Consider the following 24,306-nt stretch of genomic DNA (forward strand, 5'->3'; position numbering starts at 1 on the left):
AAAGCATTCCGAGGCTGATGCGCTATCAGGTCACTCATTTCGAGCCGTCCATTCTTCATATTCTGGTGCATAAGCCAATGAATCAATCACCTTCTTCATTCGGGTAGTGGCTGGAAGCCGCCGAATCGTTACGGACACCCCGTGCTGACGATGTGAAAGTCCTGCTAGCTTCCGTGCTCGTCTGTCTTTTTTTGCCAACGGGTGGGGAGTTCTGCGCATGTTCTCGGGTGGGGGCGTCATTACCGGACGCGTGAGGAGACGGGCGCGGCTGATAGCCATCGCGCTGGCCGCGTTCTTGTTTGTGGGACTGCTCGGCGGGCCGATTGCGGCAGCCGCCGACCTGAATCTGCTGAGGCTGGAGAAGCCGGACCCGGTGCCGACCGGGGAGGTGGCGAAGCAGGTGTCGTCGAAGCCCGATCAGGCGGCGCAACGTCCGTGGAAGTCGCCCAAGGTCGCCTGGCCGGAGCCCGGCATCGCGACTCCCTCGCTCCGTGAGAACGGAGCTTCGGTGAAGGCTGGTTCGCTGCCCGTCAGCGTGGGCCGCACCGCACCGCGGACGGTGGGCTCGGCGAAGGCTTCGGCCCTGTCCTCCGCTTCCGGCAAGGCCGGGGCAGCAGGCCCGCAGAAGGTCCAGGTCCAGGTTCTGGACCGGGCCACCACCGAGTCGTTGGGCGTCGAGGGTGTCGTACTCGCTCTGCGTCCCACCGCCGGGGCGGAGGGGAGCGTGGATGTCGAGGTCGACTATTCCGGCTTCCGTGACGCCTACGGCGGCGACTGGGCCTCCCGCCTCACCCTGAAGACGCTTCCTGCCTGCGCGCTGACCACACCGGGCAAGAAGGGCTGCGCGACGGGCGAGTCCCTCACCACGAGCAACGACGCGAGCGAAGGCACGCTGAAGGCTGCTGTCACCCTGCCCGAGGCCGCTCCGACGACCACCTCGCAGGCTGCGGGTACCGCTCCTGTGGCGCGGTCGGCGGGGGCACAGGTGGTCTCCGGCGGCACCATGCTGCTGGCCGCGACCGCTGCGGAGGCCGGCCCATCGGGCAACTTCAAGGCCACCTCGCTCTCTCCGTCCGCCTCCTGGTCAGCGGGTGGTTCGAACGGCGCGTTCTCCTGGACCTATCCGATCGGCACCCCGGCCGTGGCCGGCTCCGCCGTCCCGGAGCTGCAGCTCGGCTACTCCTCCCAGGCGGTCGACGGGCGTACCGCCTCGACGAACAACCAGGCCAACAGCATCGGTGACGGCTGGTCGATGGAGCCGGGCTACATCGAGCGCCAGTACATCGCCTGCACCGACGACACGAAGAACAGCACGACCACGGCCAAGGTCGGCGATCTGTGCTGGAAGAAGGACAACGCCGTCATCAACCTCGGCGGCCGGTCCAACACCCTCATCAAGGACGACACCAGCGGCGAGTGGCGGCTGGAGGGTGACGACGGCACCAAGGTCGAGAAGTTCGCCAGTACCACGCGGGCCAACGGCGACAATGACGGTGAGCACTGGCGGGTGACGACCCCCGACGGCACGCGCTACTACTTCGGCTACAACCGTCCGTCCGGCTGGGCCGCGGGCAAGGACGAGACCAACTCCACCTGGACGGTGCCGGTCTTCGGCAACCAGACGGGCGAGCCCTGCTATGCGGCGGCGTTCAAGGACGCCTGGTGCCAGCAGGCCTGGCGGTGGAACCTGGACGCGGTCATCGACCCGCACGGCGACGCCATGACGTACTACTGGGACAAGGAGACCAACTACTACGGTCGCAACGTCAACCCCAGCACCGGCGCCTCCACCGCGACCCCCTACATCCGCGGTGGGTACCTCAAGCGGATCGAGTACGGTCTGCGCGGGACCGACTTCTACGCCCAGCCCGCCGCCAAGGTGGAGTTCACCAACAGCGAGCGCTGCCTGAGCGACTGCGGAACATTCGACAAGGCCAAGGCGAAGAACTGGCCCGACGTCCCCTTCGACCGTTACTGCGCGTCGGGCACGGAGTGCAAGGACCGATACTCGCCGTCCTTCTGGAGCCGGAAGCGGCTGACGAAGATCGACACCTCGGTCCTCGTCGGTACGGCCTTCAAGCCGGTCGACTCCTGGGCCTTCACCCACCAGTTCCCCTCGACCGGCGACGGCAGTGACCCGGCCCTGTGGCTGGCGTCGATCACGCGCACCGGACACGGCGGCACCGGCTCCGTCACCCTTCCCTCGGTGACCTTCAAGGGGCAGACGCTGCCCAACCGCGTGGAGGGTGCCACCACCGGCGGCGCCCCGGATCCGGTGCCGCCGTTCTGGCGCTACCGCGTCTACGGCATCAACACCGAGACCGGCGGGACGATCGGCCTCACCTACTCGGCGGCCGACTGCAAGGCAGGCAGCGTCCCCACCCCCACGTCCAACAACCGGCGTTGCTATCCGGTGAAGTGGTCGCCGGCGGAAGCCCCCGGGGCGAATTACGAGCCGTATCTCGACTGGTTCCACTCCTATGTCGTCACCCAGGTCCTGGAGACCGACATCACCGGCGGCGCCCCCACCAAGCAGACCGACTACGCGTACCTGGACGGCATGGCCTGGGCCAAGTCGAAGGACGACGAATTCACCAATGCCAAGCACCTGACGTACGGCGACCGCAAGGGATACGGACGGGTCCAGGTCCGCACCGGGGTGGCACCGGACAAGCGGACGCTGAAGGAGTTCCGCTACTTCCGGGGCATTGAAGGGGCCTCGGTGAAGGACACCGAAGGTGTCGCTGTCACCGACCGGGAGACCTTCGCGGGTATGACCCGCGAGGAAGCCACCTACAACGGCGACGGCGGCAAGCTGGAAACCACCACCAGCCACGAGCCGTGGCGCTCTGCCGCGACCGCCACCGAGACCCGGGCCGAAGGACTGCCCGCCCTCCACGCGTACGCCACGGGCGGGAAGAGCGAGCAGACCCGCACCGCCGTCGGCGCGGGGTGGCGCACCACCCGTCTGGAGCGGACCTTCGACGCGGTCGGCCAGGTGCTGACCGAGTCCTCGCTCGGCGACACGGCGAAGACCGGCGACGAGGAGTGCACCACCAACACCTACGTCCGCAACACCTCGCTCAACATCCTCACCGCGATCTCCGAGTCCCGGACCGTGGCCAAGCCCTGCGGCACCACGCCGACCCTGCCGGCGGACCTGGTCTCGGCCGAGCGCTTCTACTACGACAACGCGACCGCCCTGACCACGCCGCCCGTGCGGGGCGATGTGACGCGCCTGGATGAGCAGGACGACAAGGGCACCGGATACCTCACCACCGCGACCCACACCTACGACCAGCACGGCAGGGAGAAGGCCTCCACCGACGCACTGAAGGTCACCACCACGCGGACCGGCTACACCCCCGCCACTCTCCAGGCACCGACCACGGTCACGGTGACCGACGCCAAGGACCACGTCACCACCACCACGCACGACCCGGTCCGCGGTGTGGTCACCGCCACGGTGGATGCGAACGGCAAGCGCTCCGACGCCGTCCACGACGGCCTGGGCCGGGTGCTGAAGGTGTGGGAGCCGGGCTGGACCAAGGCCGCCCACGCGGACAAGCCCTCCGCCGAGTACAGCTACCGGATCTCCAAGACCGACACGAATGCCGTCACCACCAAGACCCTCAAGCAGAACGGCGATTACCGCACCACCCACACGCTCTACGACGGACTGCTGCGGGAGCGCCAGACACAGGCCCCGGCCACCGGCACGCAGGACCGGATCATGACGGAGACCCACTACGACACCCACGGCCGGCCGTGGCAGACGTACGCCCCCTACTACGCCACGGGCGCGCCGTCGGCGACGTTGAAGTCGGCCGCGGTGAACACGGTCCCGACGGCGACACAGAACCTCTTCGACGGGATGGGCCGCGTCACGGACGCGCTGTCCGTGAAGTTCGGCGACGAGCAGTGGCGCAACAAGACGGTCTACGAGGGTGACCGCACCACGGTCATTCCGCCCAAGGGCGGCACAGCCACGACGACGGTGACGGACGCGCGCGGACGCACGACCGAACTCCTGCAGTACACGAACGCCGCACGCACCACGTCCGAGAACACCCGGTACGTGTACGGCAAGTACGACGAGCCGTCCTCGGTCATCGACCCCGACGAGAACATCTGGACCCACACCTTCGACAGCCGGGGCCAGAAGACCAAGACCGTCGACCCGGACAAGGGCACCACGCTCACGGAGTACGACGACCTGGGCCGCCCCGTCACCACGACCGACGACCGGGGTGTCACCCTCACCACGAAGTACGACGTGCTCGGCCGCAAGGACGAGGTCAGGCAGGGCACCACGCTCCTGTCGAAGTGGACCTACGACACCCTCGCCAAGGGGCAGCTGACCAAGAGCACGCGCTACGTCGGTACCGCCGAGTACACCACCGCGACCGACGGCTTCAACGACCGCTACCAGCCCACCTCGACCACCAGCACGGTTCCGGCCGCGGCAGGCGGACTGGCAGGAACGTTCAGTTGGACATACGGCTACAACGCGGAGACCGGGGCACTGCTCTGGACTCTCAACCCCGCTGTCGGCGACATCCCCGCCGAACGGGTGACCACGAACTACAACAGTGACGACCAGGCCTTCCGCACCAGCGGTCAGCGCGGAGCGCTGGTCGCCAACACGCTCTACGACGTCTTCTCCCGCCCCACCCGGCTGGAGTACAGCGCCACGCTGAACCAGAAGGCGTACAAGACCGTGCTGTACGACGAGCACACCGGCCGGGTGACCCGGCAGACCACCGACCGTGATGTCGCCCCCAAGCGGGTCGACGACACCACGTACGCCTACGACCAGGCGGGCAACGTCACCGGCGTGACCAATGTCAGCGGTCAGGACGCACAGCAGTCCACCGACACCCAGTGCTTCACCAACGACCCGCTGGGGCGACTGGCCGAGGCCTGGACGGCGAAGACCGACTGCGCGGCGGCCCCCTCGGCGTCCACGGTCGGCGGGCCGGACGCGTACTGGCACAGCTACAGCTACGACAAGATCGGCAACCGGTCGAAGCAGGTCGAGCACGCCACCACGGCCGGCGGCGCGGACGCCACGACCACCTACACGCACCCGACCCCGGGAGCCAAGCGCCCCCACGCGGTGCAGCAGGCATCCGTCACCGGCGGTTCTGCCGACGGGCGTACCAGCACCTTCCAGTACGACGACGCGGGCAACACCACCAAGCGGACCATCGGCACCACCGTCCAGGACCTGACCTGGACCCCCGAGGGCCAGCTCGCCACCCTCACCGAGGCCGGCAAGCAGACCGCCTACACCTACGACGCCGACGGCAACCGGATCATCGCGAAGAACGGGGACGGCTCCAGCACCCTCACCCTCCCCAACGGTGACCAGCTGCAGCTCGCGGCGAACGGCACCAAGACCGCGACGCGCTACTACACACACAACGGTGAGACCGTCGCCGTCCGTAACGGCAACTCCATCGCCTACCTGATCAACGACCACCAGGGCACGGCCATGACAGCCCTCGCGGTCGGCAGCCTGGCCCTGACCCGCAGGAAGCAACTTCCCTTCGGTCAGCTGCGATCCGAGCAGTCGTCGGTCTTCGGCCCCCGCGGCTTCGTCGGCGGAACCAACGACCCCACCGGCCTGACCCACCTGGGCGCCCGTGAGTACGACCCCGTCCTGGGCCGTTTCGTCTCCGTCGACCCGATCATCGACTTCGGTGACCCGGCGCAGATGAACGCCTACAGCTACGCCCACAACAGCCCGCTCACCAAGTCGGACCCGACGGGGCTTCGCCCGGACGGTCCGACGGGAGGCGGACCCCGTGCCGACGAGCAGTGGGCTTCCGACCGGGGCATGTATGCCGGCTTCACCATGAGGAACGGCAAGTGGGTGTGGAAGCAGACGCCGAAGAAGGACACCCAGTCCAAGAAGCGCTACAAGGCGTACCAGGCCAACCCCAGCACCTACAAAGTGCGCTACTACGGGACGAGCAAGGTTTCCCATGTGTCGTACAAGAGCGTGAACAAGACGGCGCCGAGCAAGGTAAATACGCAGGCTGCATCCCGGAAGCGCCAACAGGAGAATGACACCTGGGGCAGCATCAAGGGGAATCTTGGAAAAGCCTGGGGTAAGGCCAAGGGTGCCTGGGATTACGTGAATACCTACACGAACACATCCGGAGTATGCGTGAGTGTGGGTGGTACTGTTGGCCTGGGTGGCGAACTTTCGGGGTGCCTTATTTGGACCAAGCGCCCTGACGGCAAGACGGACTTCGGGTTGAGTGGAACCATCGAGGAGCAGGTGGGGGGTCCCGCCGGGGTCGGTGCCAGTGCTGGTCTGGTGCGCAGCAATGCAGACGATTTCGAACAAATTCGGGGCGACGCTTCCGGGTTCGGCGGAACGGCCGGCTACGGGTGGGGCGTCACTGCCGGACATCGAGGCACCTATGGCACGAGAAATTCTCGCGGCGACATAGTGCATAGTTTCACTGCGGGGGTTGCTGGCGCCGCAGGGCTGGAGGGGAACTTCGGCTCGGGAAAGACCGGTGTGCACAAATTGTTCACGTGGTAGCTGGGGCGGTCGGGGGTGGCCTGGCCTCCGTGGGTGGATAGGGAGAACGGCGAAATGCTTCATGTCATCTGGGGATTCGCTATAGCGGTCATGGGGATTCTCGTGGCGGCGGATTATCGTGGCCTTTCGATAAAGGTGTACGATCTGATTTCCAGGGTCACTCCCGGCGGTCCTCCCGACCCCAGGTTCACCCCGAACGTTGTTCGGTTCCTCTGGGCGATCCTCGGCGTGGTCGGCCTGTGCATCGGAGGGATTCGCCTGTCTGAATACCTGGGTCACTGACACCTCTTTTCCCGGTCAGTGGTCCCTGAGTGCGGCGACCGATTTCAGAAGGTTGTGAAGAGGCTGGGGCGGCATCGTGTGGGGGCGTCCCCCACACGATGCCGCTGCTGCGTAACCTGGGCGCCGTGAACGCGACTCCCCGGGTCCTCGCCGTACTGGACGACATCCTCGCCTCCGCCTCGCCCGACGAGCGCGGCGCGCTGTGGCATCTGGCCGAGGCGGGGCGGGAGTTGGACGCCAATCTTGTGCGGCTGCCGGCCGGTGCGGAGGTCGGGGTCCATCAGGAGGACGTGCTCGATGTGCTCCTGGTCGTGCTGGAGGGCGCGGGACGTGTCCGTGTGGGGGGCGGCGACATCGTGCTGAGCCCGAGCACCGTCGTCTGGCTGCCCCGCACCTCCCGCCGCGCCCTCTCGGCGGGCGCGGACGGGCTCACGTACCTCACCGTGCACCGCCGCCGCCCCGGCCTGGCGGTCAAGCCGCCCAGCGGGGCATACGAGGGGGGCGAGGGGCCCTGCATGCTGGACCGGGTCTGCCCGGAGTGCGGGCGGCTCTCCGAGGACCCCGCGCCGGTCTTCTGCAGCCGGTGCGGGGAGCGGTTTCCGGAGCGGTGAGCCGCGCCGAGAGCGGTGCTCCGTACCTGGAGCGGTGAGCCCGGACCCGTGAGCCTGGACCCGTACGCCCAAGGGCCTCAGTACCCCTCGCACTCCGTCAGGTCCGGGCGGCCCGGTGGGGTCTTGCTGTCCATCAGGGCCGACAGGTTCTTCGCGTACATGTCCTCCCAGACCTTCCCGGCCAGGATCTTCCGCAGCGCCGAGCACACCTCGGCCTTCAGACCAGGTGAGTTGGGGCGCATCGCCACCCCGTACCCCTCCGCGCCCTGGATGTTCTCCAGCCGCCGCACCTTGCCCGGGTTCGCCTTCACGTAACCCGCGAGGATGATGTCGTCCGAGGCCACCGCGTAGACGTCCGACTTCACGTCCAGCAGCTGGTCCAGGCAGTCCTGGTAGGTGTTGGGCTGGGACTCCGTCATGGTGAAGCCCCGCTTGGGCAGCTCCGTCTCGTACGTCGAATCCCGGGCCGTGCACACCTCGACCTTGAGCCGGCGCAGGTCGCTGGAGTCGTTGATCGTGTACTTGCTCGACTTCTCGCGGACCAGGAACCCCCGGCTCGCCTCGTAGTACGGGCCCGCGAAGTCGACGCTGTACCCGCCGGGCGACGCGCTCTTCCGTTCGGGCGTGATGCTGTACGAGGCGATGACGAGGTCCACCCCCTTCGTCTTGAGGGCGGTGCTCCGGTAGTCGGTCGGGACCGTCGTGAAGACGACCTGGTCCCGGCTGTACCCCATGTCCTCGGCGATCGCGTAGGCCAGGTCGATGTCGTAACCCGCGTACGTCTTCGTCTTCCTGTCGTACTTGCTCAGGCCCGGCTGATCGTCCTTGACGCCGATCTTCAGGGTGGGGTTCTCCTTCCTCCACTTCTCCGGTACGGCGCTGCCACCGCGGCCGCTCGTCCCCGTGGTGGTGCTGCCGCCCGTACCGCCCTTGTCGGCGCCGGCGCCCTGTGCCACCAGCCAGCCCGCCGTGCCCAGCAGGGCGACGCAGAGCGTCACCGTCGCCGCCTTCAGCCACGGCCCCTTCCGGCGGCGGCCTTGCTGCGCCCGCTGTCCGTCCGCCGCCCGGGGTTCCGCGACGGGCGGGCCCAGGGGCTCCGGATCGTGACCGGGCGGGGGCTCGGACACGGCCGTCGGCGGGTGCGTCGCCGCCCCGCCCGTCGCCCCGCCCGCGGTCGCGGTCCGCGCGATGGGGGCGCCCAGCACCTCCCGCAGCATCGCCTCCGCCGTGGCCGCGTCCACACGCTCGTGCGGGTCCGGGAAGAGCAGGCCCTGGATCACGGGGGCGAGCGGCCCGGCGTACCGCAGTACGGGGTCGGGGGCCTGCCGGATGTTCTCCTGGACCTCCCACACCTCGCCGCCCGCGAAGGGGACCCGGCCCTCGACCATCTCGTACAGCGTGATCCCCAGCGCCCACAGGTCGGAGGCGGGCGTGGGGCCGGGGGAGCCGGGCGTGAAGAGTTCGGGCGCCAGGTACGGGGGCGTGCCGATCACGCTGCCGGAACGGGTCACCTGGGCGGCGCCCTCGAACGTGGCGATCCCGAAGTCCACCAGGATCGCCAGCCCGTCGTCCCGGACCAGCACATTGCCCGGCTTCACATCGCGGTGGACCACCGAGGCCGCGTGCACCGCCCGCAGGCCCTGGAGGATCTGGAGGCCGATGTCCGCCGCCCTCGGCACGGCGAGCACCTTCTCGCCGCGCAGCAGATCCGCGAGGGACCTGGCTTCGAGCAGCTTCATCACGATCCAGACCTGGTTGTCGGTCTCGACCTGGTCGTGGACGGTCACCACGTTCGGGTGCTCGATCTTGGCGATCGCCTCCGCCTCGCGGCGGGCCCGCTGCATCGCCGCCGCCTGGGTGCCGGCGGTCATCGCGTTCCGGTCGAGCAGCCCCTTTATGGCGACGAACCTGCGCAGCCGCAGGTCATGGGCCTTCCACACCTCGCCCATGCCGCCGCTGCCGATCGGTTCCAGCAGCTCGTAGCGGCCCTCGATCACCACCTGCGGGCGGCGGTGGCCCGGGGACGCCTCGTGCGGCGGTGTCCGGGGCCATTCCTGCGCCGCCCCGGAGTCCGCACGCCGGAGGCCGTCGCCCGCCCAGCGGTCCTCGGGGCCACCGGTGGCCCCGTCGTCCGCCCGGCCGGCCCCGGCCCTGTCTTCGCCTTGCATGCGACCCCCTGTGCACTACATGGACCAGGCAAACAGTAGACGTTCCCTCAGGACTCCACAGGGTTGCGAGGCATGGTGATATCGGGCGGGCTCAGGAAGCCGCGCCGCCGTTGCTCTTCAGCAACTGCCCGTTGACCCACTGTCCTTGCGGGGAGCACAGGAAGTCCACCAGGTGTGCGGTGTCGCGCGGGGTGCCGAGGCGGCCGAGCGGGGTGCCCTGGGCCAGCGCCTCCCGCAGTTCGTCGTTCATCCAGCCCGTGTCCACCGGGCCGGGGTTGATGACGTTGGCGGTCACCCCGAGGTGGGCCAACTCGTGCGCTGCGGCCAGGGTGATGCGGTCCAGGGCGCCCTTGCTCGCGCCGTAGGGCAGGTTGCCCACGGTGTGGTCGCTCGTGAGCGCGACGATGCGGCCCGTGCCCCCGCCCGCACCTGTGCCCCCGCCCGGCTCGCCGCGGAAGCGCAGCCCGTACTCGCGGATCAGCAGCCAACTGGCCCGTGTGTTCACGGCGAAGTGCCGGTCGAACGCCTCCACGGTGGTGTCCAGGAGCCCCGAGTCCACCGACTCCGCGTGCGAGAGGACGAGCGCGGTGACCGGGCCGAGGCGCTGCTCCGCCTCGTCGAAGATGCGGGCGGGGGCGTCGGGGCCGGTCAGGTCCGCCTCGATCGCCGCCGTACGGGCTCCGGCGTCCTCCAGCTCCTTCGCGATGGCGGCGGCGGCCCCGTCCTCGGCGCCCCACTCCATACGCCGGTCGTACGGCGTCCAGTAGGTGAACGCGATGTCCCAGCCGGAGGCCGCGAGCTGCCGGGCGATGCCCGCGCCGATCCCGATGCTGCGTCCGACACCGGTGATCAGGGCGACGGGGCGGGCGAGTTCCGGGGCTGCCCGCTCCGGTGCACGTACCGGTTCCGACGTCGGCTCCGGGGCGGCCGAAGGCTGTTCGTTGATCGTCACGGGGCCGATCCTTCGTGACCCGTACGCCTACGTCAACGACTTTCCCGGCCATGGCTCCGACGCCTTCACGCCCCTGCTGAGCTGCGACGATCCATCTTCCTGGTGGACCGACGCGATCTTTGTGTTTCCCCCGGCCCCGGGGGCGCTCCTAGCGTGGAAGGCGGAAACTGCAGCGAAAGCAGACCAACGCCGCATATCGACAGATGCGGCCGGAGAGAGGGACCGTCACCATGAGCGAGCAGCAGCTGCTGAGCGGCAAGACCGCGGTCGTCGCCGGAGGGGCCAAGAACCTCGGCGGCCTCATCAGCCGGACCCTGGCCGAGTCCGGGGCCAACGTGGTCGTGCACTACCACGGTGAGAACACCGCCGCCGATGCCGAGAAGACCGCGGAGGCGGTGCGCGGCACGGGCGCCCAGGCCCTGGTCGTACGGGAGGACCTGACCCGCGTCGACGGCGTACGCAGCCTCTTCGACCAGGCGCTCGACGCCTTCGGCGGGGTGGACGTGGCCGTGAACACCACCGGCATGGTCCTCCGTAAGCCGATCGGGGAGACGTCCGAGGAGGAGTACGACCGCATGTTCGCGATCAACTCCAAGGCGGCGTACTTCTTCCTCCAGGAGGCGGGCGCCCGGCTCAACGACGGGGGCCGCATCGTCAGCCTGGTGACGTCCCTGCTCGCCGCCTTCACGGACGGGTACGCCACCTACGCGGGCGCCAAGGCCCCGCTGGAGCACTTCACCCGGGCGGCGGCCAAGGAGTTCGCCCCGCGCGGGATCGCGGTGAACAATGTGGCCCCGGGGCCGATGGACACGCCGTTCTTCTACCCGCAGGAGACGCCGGAGCGGGTGGAGTTCCACAAGTCGCAGGCCATGGGCGGCCGGCTGACGGAGATCGAGGACATCGCGCCGCTGGTGAGGTTCCTGGTCACCGAGGGCGGCTGGATCACCGGCCAGACGATCTTCGCCAACGGTGGCTACACCGTCCGCTGATCCCCTTTCAGGACGTACGGACGTACGGGAGAACCGCGTGACCCTGGACCTGCACAAGCTGGAACACCTCGTCGCCGTAGCGGAGGAGGGCGGGTTCACCCGGGCGGCCGAGCGGCTGCACCTCAGCCAGCAGGCGCTGAGCACCTCGATCCGCACCCTTGAGCGGTACGTCGGCGTCCAGCTCCTGGTCCGGGGCCACCAGCACGTCGCACCCACCCCCGCAGGTCAGGCCCTCATCGACGACGCCCGCGCGCTCCAGGCCCAGGCCCACGCCGCCCTGGAGCGCGCCCGGCGCGTCGGCCGGGGCCAGGCCGGGCACCTGCGCATCGGCCACACGCCCGCCGTCACCGCCGAAGAGGTCGTCGACCTGCTGACCCGCGCCCGTACGGAGGAGCAGGGCATACAGGCCCACGTACGCCAGCTCTTTCCCGACGAGCTGCGCGACCAGCTCCTCACGGGCGCCTGCGACCTGGGGCTCAGCCGGTCCATGCCCGCCGACACGGGCCTCACCCGCGCCCGGATCGCCGAACACCGCCTCCGGGTCGCCGTCCCCGCCGGCCACCCGCTCGCCGCGCACCCCACGGTGGCCCTGGGCGACCTGAGCGGGGAACCGCTCACGGTGTGGGGCGAGTCCGGCTCGTCCGCGTACACGGACCTCCTGATCGGCCTGTGCCGCCAGGCGGGCGTGGAACCCGACACCCAGCGCAACCCGGTGCAGGGCACGCCGCCCATCACCGCCGTCAGCGCGACCGGCCGCATCGCCTTCGTCACCGCACCCCCGGGCCCGGCGGCGGGCGGTGCGGCCCAGGTCATCGACCTGGACCCGCCGGTCCACGTACCGGTCCACGCGCTGTGGCCCGCGCACACGACCTGCCGGGACCGGGACGTCTTCCTCAGCCGGGCGGGGGATTTTCCCGGGGGGTCCGCCGGGTGACGCGGGGCCCCGGTCCGCTGGACGCGTGCCCGAGGCCGCCGTCGTCCGACGTGCGGCGGAGCACCCGCCGACAGAGACTCGGTGAGGATCCCCGGGAATCCCCGTTCCCGGACGCACCAGAGGAGGAACACCATGACCACATCGATCAGCGACCCGGTGGTGGAGAGGTTCGTCGCCGCCGTCAACGCGGGGGACGAGACCGCCTTCACCGCCGTCCTCACCGAGGACGCCACGATGTCCGACGACGGCAGCGAACGGGATCTGGCCGCCTGGACGGAGAAGGAGATCTTCTCCCCGAAGGCGAACGGCCGCATGAAGATCGTCGAAGCCTCGGACGACGGCCGCACCCTCGTCGTCGACTACACGAACGACACCTGGGGCACGATGCGGACGCGCTGGGTCTTCACGGTCACCGGCGACCGCATCAGCCGCTTCGAGACGGGCCAGGCGCCGGCCTGAGCGCGCAGAGCCGTTCCTGCACGGTTCGCACGGCCCGCCTCAGCAGAGCCGTTCCTGCACGGCTCTCACGGCCCGCCTCAGCCGTCCCGCAGCCACGGCCGCAGCTTCTCCGGATTGCGGACCGCCCAGATCCGGGTGATCAGGCCGTCGCCGTCGACATCGAACGACGCCACGGTCATGACGGTGCCGCCCCGCCGGGCCACCAGGCCCGGCGCACCGTTGACCGACCGCTCCAGGAGCTCAAGGCCGGGAGCCCGGTCGGCGATGGCGACCATGTACTGAGCGATGCGCGCACCGCCCTCGATCGGACGCAGGACCGTACCGACCAGGCCGCCGCCGTCGGCGGTCATCACGGCGGCGGGGTCGAGGAGGTCGACGAGGGCCGCGATGTCCTTGCGCTCCCAGGCCTCCTTGACCCGCCGCACGGCTTCGGCGCGCCCGTCGCCCGCCACCGCGGCCGGTCCCGGTGCGTCGCGCACCCGCCGCCGGGCGGAGGCCGCGAGCTGCTTGCAGGCGGCGGGGGTCCGGCCGAGGATGGCGGCGATCTCGGCGAAGGGGTAGCGGAAGACGTCGTGCAGGACGAACGCCACCCGCTCGGCGGGCGTCATCGACTCCAGTACGACGAGCAGGGCCATGGCCACCGACTCGTCCAGGACCATCTGGTCGGCGGGGTCGCCGCCCTCGCTCACGAGTCCCCACTCGGCGCGGTCGGGCAGCGGATCGGGCAGCCACGCGCCGACATACCGCTCACGCCGGGCCCGCGCCGAGCCGAGTACGTCCAGACAGATGCGGCCGGTCACCGTCGTCAGCCAGCCGCCGGGGGAGAGGATCTCGTCCCGCCGGTTGCGCGGCAGCGCGTACCAGCGCGCGTAGGCCTCCTGCACGGCGTCCTCGGCCTCGGCCAGTGAACCGAGCAACCGATAGGCGACATTGATCAGTTGCCGCCGCTCACCGGCCACCGCGTCGATGCCCGCCCCCGCTGCCCCCACGCCCCCGCCTTACCTTTCGTACGCCCACGTCGTCGGACGGGTGAGACCTTATCGATCTACTGCTCCCCGGGCGGGGGCGGAACAGGGGACCGAGGCATGGCCACCGAGACGACGACGGCACACCACCACCGCTTCTCGTTCCTGCAGATCGCGATCGCACTGCAGACCCTGACCATCTTCGTCCAGGCGGTCTCCGCCGGACTGCTGTTCACCACGACGTACGGGGAAGTGCTGCACGATGTCGGGGCGCGCGTGATGTACGGGGCGTCGATGCTGTACGTCCTCGCTGCGGTGCTGGCCTGGAAGCCGGGCGGGGGTTCGCCCCGGCCGATCGGGTACGCGACCGGCTTCCTGGCCCTGGCCTCCGCCCAGGTCGCGGTCGGCATCGCGCACCTACCGTCGGTCCATCTCCCCCTGGGCGTCCTGATGTTCGGCCTGAGCGTGCTGGCGCTGGCGCGACCGCCCCGCCCGGGACATCAGGTCCGGTCGATCCGGTAGAGATAGTGGGCCCGGTCGTCGACGGGGTTGTCCGGCTCCATATCCCCCTCGGCGACCCGCAGCAGTCCGGCCTTCTCCAGAGCCCGCCAGGACGCCCGGTTGGCCGCGGACACGGGCACCAGAACACCAGGGGCGTCGGGATGCTCGTCCCAGATCGCCTGGACGGCCGACCGGATCATCTGCGGCCCGAGCCCACGGCCGACGAACTGCGGCTCACCGATCAGGTAGTCGATGGTCATGGCCCCGGAAGGGACCTCGATCAGGGCGGCGACCTCCGCCAGATACTCGGGGTAGTCGGCCAGGCGGCACCGCTGCACCAGCCCGAACGGGGTGCCGTCGAGGTGGGCGATCAGCTCCTCCGAAGGCTCCTCGCCCCGGAGGGAGGGCCCGAAGTCCCGTCGTACGGCCTCGATCGAGGTCTCATGGTTCCACCACCGGGCCACGTGCGGCTGCTCCAGCCAGGAGATCAGCAACGGGAAGTCGTCCTCGGTGAGCCGACGCCAGGTGATCATCGGGGAACCCTCCTGCGGGACGCGGCGGCGGGAGCGGAGAGCCCCACCGCCACCGAGCCTAGCTACCCGGCCAGGAGGGCGCGCGTCTCGTCGCTGACGGCCGGCAGGTCGCCCCGGTCGGCCCAGATGGAGTCGTCGTGCTCGGTGAGGGCGACCGGCCCGGTGGCCCCGACGGTGACCGCGAAGGTGAACTGCCGTGTCCTGAGGCCGCTTCGTGAGGCGTAGTCGAAGCTCCCGGCGTGCCCGGTGACGCCGGTGACGGTGAGTCCGGTCTCCTCCAGAACCTCCCGGCACAGGGCATCCACGAGCCGCTCCCCGGGGTCGACCCCGCCACTGGGCAGCTCCCACAGCCCCCCGAGAAAGTCGTCGGGCCGCCGCCTGAGCAGGAGCACCCGGCCGTCCTCGTCGGTGATGAGCGCGCCGACGACGTACTTCCCGATGCCGTCGCGGCGGGCTTCGGCCAGGAGGCTCTCGGCGAGGGGGCCGGGGAGGCGAGTGGTCACTTGGGCGGCTCCTTGTGGCGGGCACTCAACTTGGCAGACTGAGAACGGAGATACGGGCCAGGGGGAAGGCCCTGCTCATGATGCCGGACAGCACAACAGTGCGCGCCCCGCCCGACCACTGTTTGCGCAAGCGCAAGCAGCCACACCTGACTGGCGCTCCGATCAGCCATTCCCATGTCCGGAACCTGTTCCCGATCGCGTACAGGTAAGCATTCTGCGTTAGCCTTTCGGGGCGCGGAAGCGGAACGCAGACAGACGGGGGAGTGTCGTGTCCCAATCGGAGCGCTGGCACGAGATGTTCGGGCCGGTCGGCGAGGAACCCGCGATGAGGCTAGCCTCGGCGGCTTCCGACCCCGGGGCGGGCGAGGGCGGAACCGGAGCCCTCAAGCACAGTAAGGGCCCTTGGACGAGCGCCGCCGGCACCGCCGGCGACCTGCGCACCAGGACGGAGACGAGCCGGTCGGCGCTGGGCCGCGGCCACGAGGGTGTCGAGGCGGGGGCCGCCGGTCTCAGCTCCGTCACGGCTCTCAAGGGCGTGCTGAGGTCCTGGGAGGACCGCCTCCAGGGTGTGCGGGACGAGTGTGACCAGCTCAAAGGGGCCCTGCTGGGGGTGGCCAAGGAGATGGGGGAGACGGAGACCGCGGTCGAGAGGTCCTTCAAGGGTGTCCGCGTCAGCGGCACGACGGATGAGCGGCGATGACCGCGACTCTCACGTGGCGGCTGCTGCGCGACCTCAAGACCTCCGAGTTCACGGAGGCGGGCGACAAGTGGCACGAGGTATCGGGCCGTTCGGCCTCCGACCGCGTACGGGTCGACCGCGCGATGTCCGCGAAGCTCCGCGAGACCCAGGAGAGCGACTCCGCGGAGGCGGCCCTCGGCAGGCTCCGGCGCCTCAGCCGTAACTTCCAGTACTTGCAGACCGAGTGCGGGCTCGTCCGTACCGCACTCAACGGACTCGCCGGCGATCTCGCCGAGCCTCAGAACCAGTTGAAGCGCGCACTCGCGGACGCCGCCGCCCTGAACTTCACCGTTCATGAGGACGGGTCCGTCAGCTACCCGGCTGTCGAGGTCGAAGATGCGACCGGGACGAAGCAGGAGGCGCCGGGCGGTAAGTCCCAGGGCAGCTCCCGCCTCCCGTTGGAACCGCCCGGCCCCGGCTCACAGGGGCAGCAGTCGCTGTACCCCGGCTACTCCGGCTTCAAGCCGGTGAACCCGAACGCGGCGCAGGCACAGGACGTGGCCGACCGTATCGCCCGAGCCGTGCGGTCCGCCGGGGAGATCGACGCCCGGTACGCGAAGACCCTCAACGGCCTGAGGGCGGAGAAGGGCCTCGATGTCACGGCGGCCACGCTGAAGGACGTTGCCCGGGACACCGCCGACGTCCGCTCCACTGCCGGCATGCACCTTGCCGAAGACGTTCCGGAGGACAAGAGTCCCGCCGAGCGGAAGAAGTGGTGGGACGGACTGAACGACGAGCAGCGTCAGGAGTACCTGAAGGTCGCACCGGACCTGATCGGCGGGCTGGACGGAATTCCGGCGGTCGCCCGCGACGAGGCGAATCGCAACTACCTGCCGGTCCTCATGGACGAGATGGCGCGCCGGGGCGGCGACGATGCCAAGACCAAGCTCGACGCCCTCCGCATGATCCAGGGGAAACTGAGTGAGCCGAGCCACCCGCCCATGTTCCTTCTGGGTATCGGGGACGAGGGCAACGGCCGCGCGATCGTTTCGTATGGCAACCCCGATGCTTCCAGGAACGTCTCGGCCTACGTCCCCGGTCTCGGCACGAAGCTCAACGACGAGTTCGTCAAGGACACGATGAAGCGGGCTCAGGACACGGCTCTCGGGGCCCAGAGGGTGGATCCGTCCTCTGCCTCGATCATCTGGCTGGGCTACGACGCCCCGCAGAGCGTGGACGTGATGTCGGAGGGCGACGCGCAACGCGGTGCTCCGGCCTACAACCACTTCATGGCAGGCCTCTCGGCGACGAATGCGAACGACGACCCCCATGTGACGGCAATCGGACACTCCTACGGCTCGCTTACTGTGGGCACGGCCGCCAAGGAGTCCGGCGGCATTCCGGGTGTCGATGATGTGATCCTGCTCGGCAGCCCCGGCGTGGACGCGCAGAAGGCGACGGAACTCGGCGTGGGCAAGGACCATGTGTTCGTCGGCGCCGCTGACAACGACCCGGTCACTCACCTCCCGGCGAAGAGCGAGGTGGCGCTCGGCTGGGCGCTGGGAGGTCCAGTGGGCGTCAGGGTGGGACGTGACCTCTTCGACATCGGCGACGACGACCTGTACTTCGGCAAGGACCCGGCGAGTGAGGCGTTCGGAGCACAGCGCTTCCAGGTTGACGACGGGCCCAGGGTGGTCCGCGATGTCGGACTGTTCGACGCCCACTCCAATTACTTCTCTCCGGAGAAGGACAGGGTGTCGGCGAACAACATCGCCAGGATCGTCGGTGGACGTTCTGAGGACATCGTGAGGGAGAACCACCGATGAGGCATGTCACGCGGACCATTCGCCTGGGCTGTGCGGTGGTCGTGGCCGGAGCGCTACTCGCCGGGTGCGGGCTGCCGCTCGGTACTAAGAACGGACGGGGACCATTGGCAGACATGGACATGCAGGGCGCGGCGGAGCGTGCTGACGGAATGCTCTACGAGACGGTAGGGGCGCTCAAGCCGGAGATCGAATGGGTCCACCGCGCGACGACGACCGGCAGCTGTGACGTGACGCGGTACTGGACCGTGATGACGATCGTCTCCGAACAGCGCCGCGGGAACTTCCTGGGTGTGGTTGAGCGTTTCTGGAAGGCGAGCGGCTACCGGATCGACATGGTGAATCCGAGCAAGGAGATGCCTGAGGTCATCGCCACATCCAAGGACGGCTTCGGCATCAGCGTCATGTTCGGCTACAAGGGGCAGGCGTTCTTCGAGGTCACCAGCCCCTGTGTGGAAGAGTCGAAGGTGGCCGCGCCGTCGAAGGTGGCCAACGGCCGCGCGTACGAGGGTGAGATCCCGACCCCCAACGTCCGCTCCGACTTCTGGTCAGCCGAGACCCCGGCACCGGGCTCCACCCCCTCGCCCTGACCTCCAGGGGCGAGTGACGTCGGTAAGCGCCCTGCTTCGGGCGGCTACCCCGAGGCCCTTGTTCAGGAGGCGGCGAACTCCACGAAGGACGTCCAGGAGGTGGGGGAGACGGCGAGCGCGGGGACGGTGAGGTCCTTGGAGTCGCGGATGTGGATGGTGTGGGGGCAGGTGGCGACCTCTACGCAGTCGCCGCCCTGGCTGCCGCTGTAGGTGGACTTGGACCAGGTGAGCGCCACCTCTACGCAGTCGCCGCCCTCGCTGCCGCTATAGCTGGACTTGAACCAGTGGAGGTCGGTACTCATAGTTCCTCTGCCATCTTCTCGATCTTCTCCAGAGTCCTCTCCGGAGTGTATGCCTGGGCCCGCGTGACGCCATACTTGCCGAACAGGTTGCCCAGCTGCGGATGTTCGGTGACGAAGAAGCTGCCGCCCTGCCCCTCGATATAGGCGAGCTGCTGGCGCTTGTCGGTCTCCAGCAGGACGAACGGGCCGTCCAGCGCCGCGTGGTCCTCCCGGTCCGGGTCCATCAGCTGGATGCGCACGTGCCGCAACCGCGCCACCTCGGCGAGGTGGTGGAGCTGGGCCTTCATCACGCGACGGCCGCCGATCGGCCGGGTCAGCACGACCATCTCCAGGACGAAGCTGATGTCGGGCAGCGGCCTTCGGGACAGCAGCTTCTGCCGTTCGAGGCGCGCGGCCACCTTTGCCTCGATCTCGTCGTCGTCATAGGTCGGGTATCGGCTCGTGAAGACGGCCCGGGCGTACGCCTCCGTCTGGAGCAGACCGGGCATGACGTGGTTCTCGTACGAGTGCCGCGCCCACGCCTTCTCCTCCTCGTCCGCGAACGGCGTGAACCAGCCCGGCAGCGGATTGCGCTGCTTCGTCTGTTTCGGCGGCTTCGGTGCCGCGACGATCAGTGCACCTTGTGCACCCAGCTCCTCGTCGGCCCGCTGCACGAAGACGCCCTTCGGCGGTCGCGCACCCCGTTCCACCATCGCCACTTGGGACTTGGAGTAGCCGATCCGCTTGCCCAACTGCTCCTGCGACAGGCCGGCCCGCTCGCGGAAGTGCCTGAGCAGCAGCCCGAACGTCTCGGCGCCGGTTTCGGCCTGATCACTGGAGTGCACGGGTCACCTCGTATGTACACCACTGTTCACAACCTGCTTGTGACCCTGGTCACGGTACGTGTCCGCCGCAAAGCTGAACGCATGGAACTCCGAAATTCACTGGATCCGGTTCCCTCCTGGATCCCCGCCTCCGGCCACGCCCTCCGTCACGTGGGTATCCACTTCGACGCCGTACGGGCCATCGGCATGCTGGGCGAGGAAATCGCGTACGAGGTCATGCAGTTCACCGACTTCCACGCCGGGCCCATCGTCCGTTCGGGCATCGGGGAGCGGAGTATGTACTTCTTGCTCGCGCCCGGTACGGCTGCCGGGCACCGGTGGCCGCCCGGGGTGGAGGCGATGAACCGCAACGCCCGGGGTGCGGCCTTCGTGGGGGTGCCCGCGCTGGACGGGGCGACCTGGCCGCTGGACTGGCGGTCGCGGCCCACTGCGCAGGATCCGTTCGTGGATGCCGCGCTGCTGCACGAGATGGCCTGGCTGCGGGCGGGGTGCGCGGTGAAGGAGTGAGAGGTGCGGGCCGCCACGCCCCAGGGCGATGTCCTCGCGAGGCCGCGCCACCGTGCTGCAGTGGGTGATGTGAGCTGAGTCATGGACGCTCGTGAGCCGGCTTCCGCGCTGGCTCATCGAGAGAACGCGACCAGGCGCGCGAGCCAAGCAGGGAGGAGAACGTTCATGAAGGCCACCGGCTGGCAGTTCGTCAAGAAGCGTACGGCCGACGCAGACGGGGGGTCGGTCTACGTCTCCGCAGACGGGGAGCGCTACCGGCGCACCGGCGGTGAGGCCCTGCGGACCGAGGCGGCGTTCCAGCAGATGGTCACCGGCTTGGACTATCCGGTGCCGCGGGTCCTGGAGTGCGGGGAGATGAGCGATGGTGTGTTCTTCGCCGTCGAGGAGTCCCTGGGCGGGCAGTCGCTGCATGAGATGGCGCTGGCGCGCCTTGACGGTGGGCGGAATCCGGCCGACGCCGTGGTCGGCCAGCTCGCCCGGGTCTCCGCCCGGCTGCTGTACGCCCAGGTCGGACACCCGGTCGATGTGGCCCCCGACGCGCTGCGGCGGTGGGTGGAGCAGGCGGGGTGGACACGCGATGTCTTCGCCGAGAACCCCGACCTCGACACCCCGCGCGTCCATGCGGCCCTCGACCGGGCGATGGACCGGCTCGACGGCGTGCCCATGGTGTGGGGCCACCTTGACTACGGTCTGCCCAACGTCCTTCCGGGCGGGGTCATCGACTGGCAGCACCACGGCATCGTGCCTCTCGGGTACGACGTAGCGCCAGCGCTCGAAGTCGTCCCGTTCAAAGGTGGTGCGAAGGGATACGCCGTCACCCCGGACCAGCGCGAGAGGTACCTGGCCGCGCTGGATTCGGCCGCCCAGGCCGCAGGCGCCGACCCGGTCAGCCCGCACCTGGGGGCGTTCCTACTGGTCAAGAGCCTGTTCTTCCTTGCGTTGATGCGTCCGGCCGATCCGGCCCCGGTCGGCAAGCGCCAGAAGTGGCAGTACCGGCGCCACCTCTTCCTGAAGGGACTTGGGCAGTATGAGCGCACCGGGAGCGTCGACACTGCCCTTTTCCCGACTTTCGACGACTTCACCGCTGGGCGCGGCGCTGCCGACCGTTCGTGACCGTGACTACTTACCTGGGCGCGCGTAGGCCAGTGCGTTTCGCGAGGGCGACAACGTCGACCTTTCCGCTATGGAGCTGACTCCGTCAGATGGGCAACGGGCCACGCCACGCCAGGGATCAGGTTGCGGGCGGGGGCGCGGTGAAAGAGCGAGGAGCGCGGACCTGAGTCCTCAGGTTGCGGTACCGTAATCGTGACATCACGTTCTGTGTGTGTATGCGAGTCCGTGTGCGCGCATGGAGCGGCCCCCGGCGGTGTTAGAGCACCGGCCCGGGGACCTTCACCACTAGTGGATACAGAGGTCCACCCGCGATGCTTTCGCATGTTATCCCGCCTCCTCGGGGCTATACGAAGGTCTCCAACGGCCTTGTACGTCAATCGCGCCTCGGCAGTGACGCGAAGATTCTGGTCATCTACGTGCAAGGGCTGCCCGAGTCCGCCCGGGACAAGGCTCTCGGTGAGCACGCCCGTGCTCTTCACATCACCGGGCGGCAGTACCAGAAGGCCAAGTCCGAGTTGGTGGCGAGCGGGTACGTCCACGAGAAGCGGGAGACCGTCGCAGGTGGGCGGTGGCGGACCGTGCAGGTCTTCTCCAACTTCCCGCTGACGGACGACCAGGCCGCGCGGCTGCGGGCCGGGGTTCCGGCCGATGGGTACGAGGTGATGAGCGTGGGGGGCGCGGGCTCCGCTCCGAGTGCGCACTTTCCGACGGTCGGTGCTCCGGGTGGTCGGGTGGTCGGTGGTCTATTACCCGCAGACGAAGAACCGGGGAAGAACGAATCCCACCCACCCACCGAAGCACGCGAGGGTGAGGAAGCAGCGGTGGAGGGGGTGGGGGGTGCGGAGGATCCCTCCGAGGGGGTCTGTGGGGAGCCTTGCGGGGCGGCCTGCCGGGAGTCCTCCGCCGGGCCCGAAGTAGCTGTCGCCGAGCGCGTGTTGCTCTCCCTCCGCCACGAGCAGCGCCAACTGCATCTCGGCGTCCCCGAAGCCCGTTCCATCGCCGGGCTCGCCGCCGAGTGGTTGCGGCGCGGCGTCACCGCCGCGGACCTGCGGCGGGCACTCTGCAACGGGCTGCCGCCCCAAGGGGTACGCACGGCGGTGGGGTTCCTGGCCCACCGGCTCAAGGAGAAGCTGCCCGCCGCCCCCGAGAGCGTGGATCCGCCGCAGCCGCCCCCGGCGCCACCGGCCCTGATCGCCTGCGCCGGGCCCGGCGAGGAGCACCTGTTCCGGCCTCCTGTGCCGTGGGCCACCACCTGTGGGCCCTGCCACCGGGAGGAGCAGCGTGCCTTCTGGGCCGATGCCCTGGGCCGGGGCGATGCGGCCCCTGAACCTCCGCCGTGGCGGGAGCGGTTCGCTGCCTTCGCGGAGGGTGGAGGCGCACCGGGGGTGGATGCGGAGGGTGGTGCTCCGTGATGGCACGGGGCGGCTGGTGATCCTCTGACCGGGACAGGTTCGTCGGAGGATCGCGGTGTTCGGCATGGACGGGTCTCGCCAACCCTCCGTAGGCTGGTGATCACTTACGAAGGGGGGCGGGGTGAACGGTGAGCTGCTGTACCACTGGATAGGGCTGGCAGTGTCCACGGTGCTCATGGTGCCCGTGCCGGTGGCGATATTGGCGGGGTGGACGCCGCCGTGGATGCGCAAACGACTGGCCGGGATGCGGCTTCGCGCCTACGGCGTCCTGTGCATCTACGCCCACGTGCTCGTCAACAGCGTCCCTCGGATCGCCGACGCCTCATTCGAGACGGTGATGGTCTGTATGAACGTCGGCCTCGGGTTCACCGTCGCCTGTCCGGTCCTGTTCTTGCTCTCGGCAGACAAGGATTCGGGCGCCCTGGCGGCCGACCCGGTCGAACCGCAGGGGGGCTGAGAGGCGGCTCGTGCAAGGGGCCTGTCTCGAAGTCCGGCTCATTTGGTCCTGTGGCAAGATCGCGGAATGCTACGACTTACCGACTTCATCATCGACTGCCCGGACACGATGAAGCTGGCCGCCTTCTACTCCGAGGTGACGGGGCTCCCGGTCAAGGAGGGCAGTAACGAGCACTGGGCCGGTATCCGGTTCGGTGACATCGAGCTGGCCTTCATCCAGGTGGAGGACTACCGCGCCCCGCAGTGGCCCGACAGCGAGCACCCCAAGCAGTTCCACCTCGACTTCGAAGTCGACGACATCGAGGCCGAAGAGCTCCGCGTCCTGGCCCTCGGCGCGACCTCGCAGCGGGACTGCATCGGCCCCAACGGGTACGGCTTTCGCGTCTACACCGACCCCATCGGCCACCCCTTCTGCCTCTGCCGCAACAAGGGCGTCGTCTGGACCGATCAGGGCCCCGTCTGGCCCGAGCGCGACCAGTAAGCCGGGGGCACGCCCCCTTGTAGCCTGCGGTCATGTCCGACCCCTCCCCCTTCGCCATGCCCTCTCGCTTCGACGGCGACCCCGGCCGTGTCGCGCTCGTCGTTCCCGGCGTCGGGTACTCGCCCGCCCGGCCGCTGCTGCACTTCGCCCGTGAGGTGCTGCGCCAACACGGCTGGACGGTCCAGGAGTTGTGGTGGCACGTCCCCGACGACTTCGCGCAGCTCCCCGTGGACGAGCGGATCGCCTGGGTGGAGTGGCAGGTGGGCCGGGCCGTCAGCGCGGAGGAGGGGGCCTGTCGTCTCATCGTCGGCAAGTCCCTGGGTTCGCTCGCCTCCGGCATCGCGGCCGACCGGGGCATCGCCGCGGCCTGGCTCACCCCTCTCCTCACCTTCGACCACGTGGTCCGCGCCCTCCGGCGGGCCCAGCCGCCCACCCTCCTCGTCGGCGGCACCGCCGACAAGCTGTGGGATGCGGAGGTCGCCGCGTCCCTGCACCACGACGTCCTGGAAATCCCCTCGGCCGATCACGGCCTGGAGCTCCCGGACGACGTCGTGGGATCGGCGGAGGTGCTGCGGCAGGTCGTCTCACGGCTTGACCACTTCGTCGGCTCGCTGGGCCGGGCGTAGCGAACCACCGGGCGCGATCCCGATGCGACCGGATCCC

23 protein-coding genes are annotated in these 24,306 nt (G+C 69.3%); 16 read left to right on the forward strand and 7 right to left on the reverse strand.

Annotated features, from left to right (window positions below; translation table 11 throughout):
* Window positions 1-250 precede the first annotated feature (250 nt).
* The 3 genes from IE264_RS21770 (at window position 251) to IE264_RS21780 (ending at window position 7,452) form a co-directional block, all read left to right on the forward strand.
* Window positions 251-6,559, forward strand: coding sequence for an RHS repeat domain-containing protein (locus IE264_RS21770; protein ID WP_229887677.1), 6,309 nt, complete (start codon window positions 251-253; stop codon window positions 6,557-6,559).
* A 33-nt stretch (window positions 6,560-6,592) separates the two neighbouring features.
* The gene (locus IE264_RS21775; protein WP_158706566.1) at window positions 6,593-6,841 is read left to right on the forward strand and encodes a hypothetical protein; all 249 of its coding nucleotides are present in this window, start codon (window positions 6,593-6,595) and stop codon (window positions 6,839-6,841) included.
* Window positions 6,842-6,966: 125 nt separating this feature from the next.
* A complete protein-coding gene (locus tag IE264_RS21780) occupies window positions 6,967-7,452 on the forward strand; it encodes a hypothetical protein (RefSeq protein ID WP_032759420.1) in 486 nt (161 codons plus the stop codon).
* A gap of 77 nt (window positions 7,453-7,529) precedes the next feature.
* On the opposite strand, the gene IE264_RS21785 is transcribed toward IE264_RS21780, so the two are convergent.
* Window positions 7,530-9,620, reverse strand: coding sequence for a serine/threonine-protein kinase (locus tag IE264_RS21785; protein WP_032759316.1), 2,091 nt, complete (start codon window positions 9,618-9,620; stop codon window positions 7,530-7,532).
* Between the two features lie 91 nt (window positions 9,621-9,711).
* On the reverse strand, window positions 9,712-10,572 hold the full coding sequence (locus IE264_RS21790; RefSeq protein WP_032759317.1) for an SDR family oxidoreductase: 861 nt from the start codon (window positions 10,570-10,572) through the stop codon (window positions 9,712-9,714).
* A 230-nt stretch (window positions 10,573-10,802) separates the two neighbouring features.
* Here IE264_RS21790 and IE264_RS21795 point away from each other — a divergent pair, with 230 nt between their 5' ends.
* From IE264_RS21795 to IE264_RS21805, 3 genes are all read left to right on the forward strand, one after another.
* Window positions 10,803-11,561 (forward strand): SDR family oxidoreductase, encoded by a 759-nt coding sequence (locus IE264_RS21795; RefSeq protein ID WP_032759318.1) that lies wholly within the window; start codon window positions 10,803-10,805, stop codon window positions 11,559-11,561.
* A 37-nt stretch (window positions 11,562-11,598) separates the two neighbouring features.
* The gene (locus tag IE264_RS21800) at window positions 11,599-12,495 is read left to right on the forward strand and encodes a LysR family transcriptional regulator (RefSeq protein ID WP_032759319.1); all 897 of its coding nucleotides are present in this window, start codon (window positions 11,599-11,601) and stop codon (window positions 12,493-12,495) included.
* A gap of 132 nt (window positions 12,496-12,627) precedes the next feature.
* Window positions 12,628-12,954 (forward strand): nuclear transport factor 2 family protein, encoded by a 327-nt coding sequence (locus IE264_RS21805; protein ID WP_031124726.1) that lies wholly within the window; start codon window positions 12,628-12,630, stop codon window positions 12,952-12,954.
* A 77-nt stretch (window positions 12,955-13,031) separates the two neighbouring features.
* Here the strand turns inward: IE264_RS21805 and sigJ are convergent, their stop codons facing one another.
* Entirely contained in the window at window positions 13,032-13,943 is a 912-nt protein-coding gene (gene sigJ, locus IE264_RS21810) for an RNA polymerase sigma factor SigJ (RefSeq protein WP_032759320.1), read from the reverse strand.
* 96 nt (window positions 13,944-14,039) lie between these two features.
* On the opposite strand from sigJ, the gene IE264_RS21815 reads away from it, so the two are divergent.
* Window positions 14,040-14,441 (forward strand): hypothetical protein, encoded by a 402-nt coding sequence (locus IE264_RS21815; protein ID WP_032759321.1) that lies wholly within the window; start codon window positions 14,040-14,042, stop codon window positions 14,439-14,441.
* Here IE264_RS21815 and IE264_RS21820 read toward each other — a convergent pair.
* Both IE264_RS21820 and IE264_RS21825 read right to left on the reverse strand, forming a co-directional pair.
* Window positions 14,420-14,953 carry a GNAT family N-acetyltransferase gene (locus IE264_RS21820; RefSeq protein WP_032759322.1) on the reverse strand — a complete coding sequence of 178 codons (534 nt, stop codon included), beginning with the start codon at window positions 14,951-14,953 and terminating at the stop codon, window positions 14,420-14,422. The genes IE264_RS21815 and IE264_RS21820 overlap by 22 nt on opposite strands.
* 62 nt (window positions 14,954-15,015) lie before the next feature.
* Window positions 15,016-15,456 (reverse strand): NUDIX hydrolase, encoded by a 441-nt coding sequence (locus IE264_RS21825; RefSeq protein ID WP_032759323.1) that lies wholly within the window; start codon window positions 15,454-15,456, stop codon window positions 15,016-15,018.
* Between the two features lie 268 nt (window positions 15,457-15,724).
* Between IE264_RS21825 and IE264_RS21830 the strand changes: the two genes are divergently transcribed.
* The 3 genes from IE264_RS21830 to IE264_RS21840 are packed head-to-tail and all read left to right on the forward strand — an operon-like array spanning window position 15,725 to window position 18,548.
* Complete coding sequence (locus IE264_RS21830) at window positions 15,725-16,156, forward strand: hypothetical protein (RefSeq protein ID WP_106973132.1); 432 nt, start codon at window positions 15,725-15,727, stop codon at window positions 16,154-16,156.
* Window positions 16,153-17,961: an alpha/beta hydrolase gene (locus IE264_RS21835; protein ID WP_032759324.1), complete on the forward strand. Its 1,809-nt coding sequence runs from the start codon at window positions 16,153-16,155 to the stop codon at window positions 17,959-17,961. Before IE264_RS21830 ends, IE264_RS21835 begins: the two co-directional genes overlap by 4 nt.
* Window positions 17,958-18,548 carry a hypothetical protein gene (locus tag IE264_RS21840; RefSeq protein WP_032759325.1) on the forward strand — a complete coding sequence of 197 codons (591 nt, stop codon included), beginning with the start codon at window positions 17,958-17,960 and terminating at the stop codon, window positions 18,546-18,548. The genes IE264_RS21835 and IE264_RS21840 overlap by 4 nt, the downstream gene beginning before the upstream one ends.
* 62 nt (window positions 18,549-18,610) lie before the next feature.
* On the opposite strand, the gene IE264_RS21845 is transcribed toward IE264_RS21840, so the two are convergent.
* Together IE264_RS21845 and IE264_RS21850 are read right to left on the reverse strand one after the other, a co-directional pair.
* The gene (locus tag IE264_RS21845; RefSeq protein ID WP_032759327.1) at window positions 18,611-18,850 is read right to left on the reverse strand and encodes a DUF397 domain-containing protein; all 240 of its coding nucleotides are present in this window, start codon (window positions 18,848-18,850) and stop codon (window positions 18,611-18,613) included.
* Window positions 18,847-19,674 (reverse strand): helix-turn-helix domain-containing protein, encoded by an 828-nt coding sequence (locus IE264_RS21850; RefSeq protein ID WP_032759328.1) that lies wholly within the window; start codon window positions 19,672-19,674, stop codon window positions 18,847-18,849. Before IE264_RS21850 ends, IE264_RS21845 begins: the two co-directional genes overlap by 4 nt.
* Before the next feature lie 81 nt (window positions 19,675-19,755).
* On the opposite strand from IE264_RS21850, the gene IE264_RS21855 reads away from it, so the two are divergent.
* The 6 genes from IE264_RS21855 (at window position 19,756) to IE264_RS21880 (ending at window position 24,269) form a co-directional block, all read left to right on the forward strand.
* Window positions 19,756-20,181, forward strand: coding sequence for a hypothetical protein (locus tag IE264_RS21855; RefSeq protein WP_032759422.1), 426 nt, complete (start codon window positions 19,756-19,758; stop codon window positions 20,179-20,181).
* Window positions 20,182-20,346: 165 nt separating this feature from the next.
* A complete protein-coding gene (locus IE264_RS21860; RefSeq protein WP_032759329.1) occupies window positions 20,347-21,294 on the forward strand; it encodes a phosphotransferase in 948 nt (315 codons plus the stop codon).
* Between the two features lie 311 nt (window positions 21,295-21,605).
* Complete coding sequence (locus tag IE264_RS21865) at window positions 21,606-22,706, forward strand: hypothetical protein (RefSeq protein WP_032759330.1); 1,101 nt, start codon at window positions 21,606-21,608, stop codon at window positions 22,704-22,706.
* Window positions 22,707-22,827: 121 nt separating this feature from the next.
* A complete protein-coding gene (locus IE264_RS21870; RefSeq protein ID WP_032759331.1) occupies window positions 22,828-23,163 on the forward strand; it encodes a hypothetical protein in 336 nt (111 codons plus the stop codon).
* A 66-nt stretch (window positions 23,164-23,229) separates the two neighbouring features.
* The gene (locus IE264_RS21875; RefSeq protein ID WP_031124736.1) at window positions 23,230-23,643 is read left to right on the forward strand and encodes a VOC family protein; all 414 of its coding nucleotides are present in this window, start codon (window positions 23,230-23,232) and stop codon (window positions 23,641-23,643) included.
* Between the two features lie 32 nt (window positions 23,644-23,675).
* Entirely contained in the window at window positions 23,676-24,269 is a 594-nt protein-coding gene (locus IE264_RS21880) for an alpha/beta fold hydrolase (protein ID WP_051821972.1), read from the forward strand.
* The last annotated feature ends 37 nt before the right edge of the window (window positions 24,270-24,306 follow it).

Origin of the sequence: Streptomyces microflavus, from assembly GCF_014650075.1 — a bacterium.
GTDB lineage: Bacteria > Actinomycetota > Actinomycetes > Streptomycetales > Streptomycetaceae > Streptomyces > Streptomyces microflavus.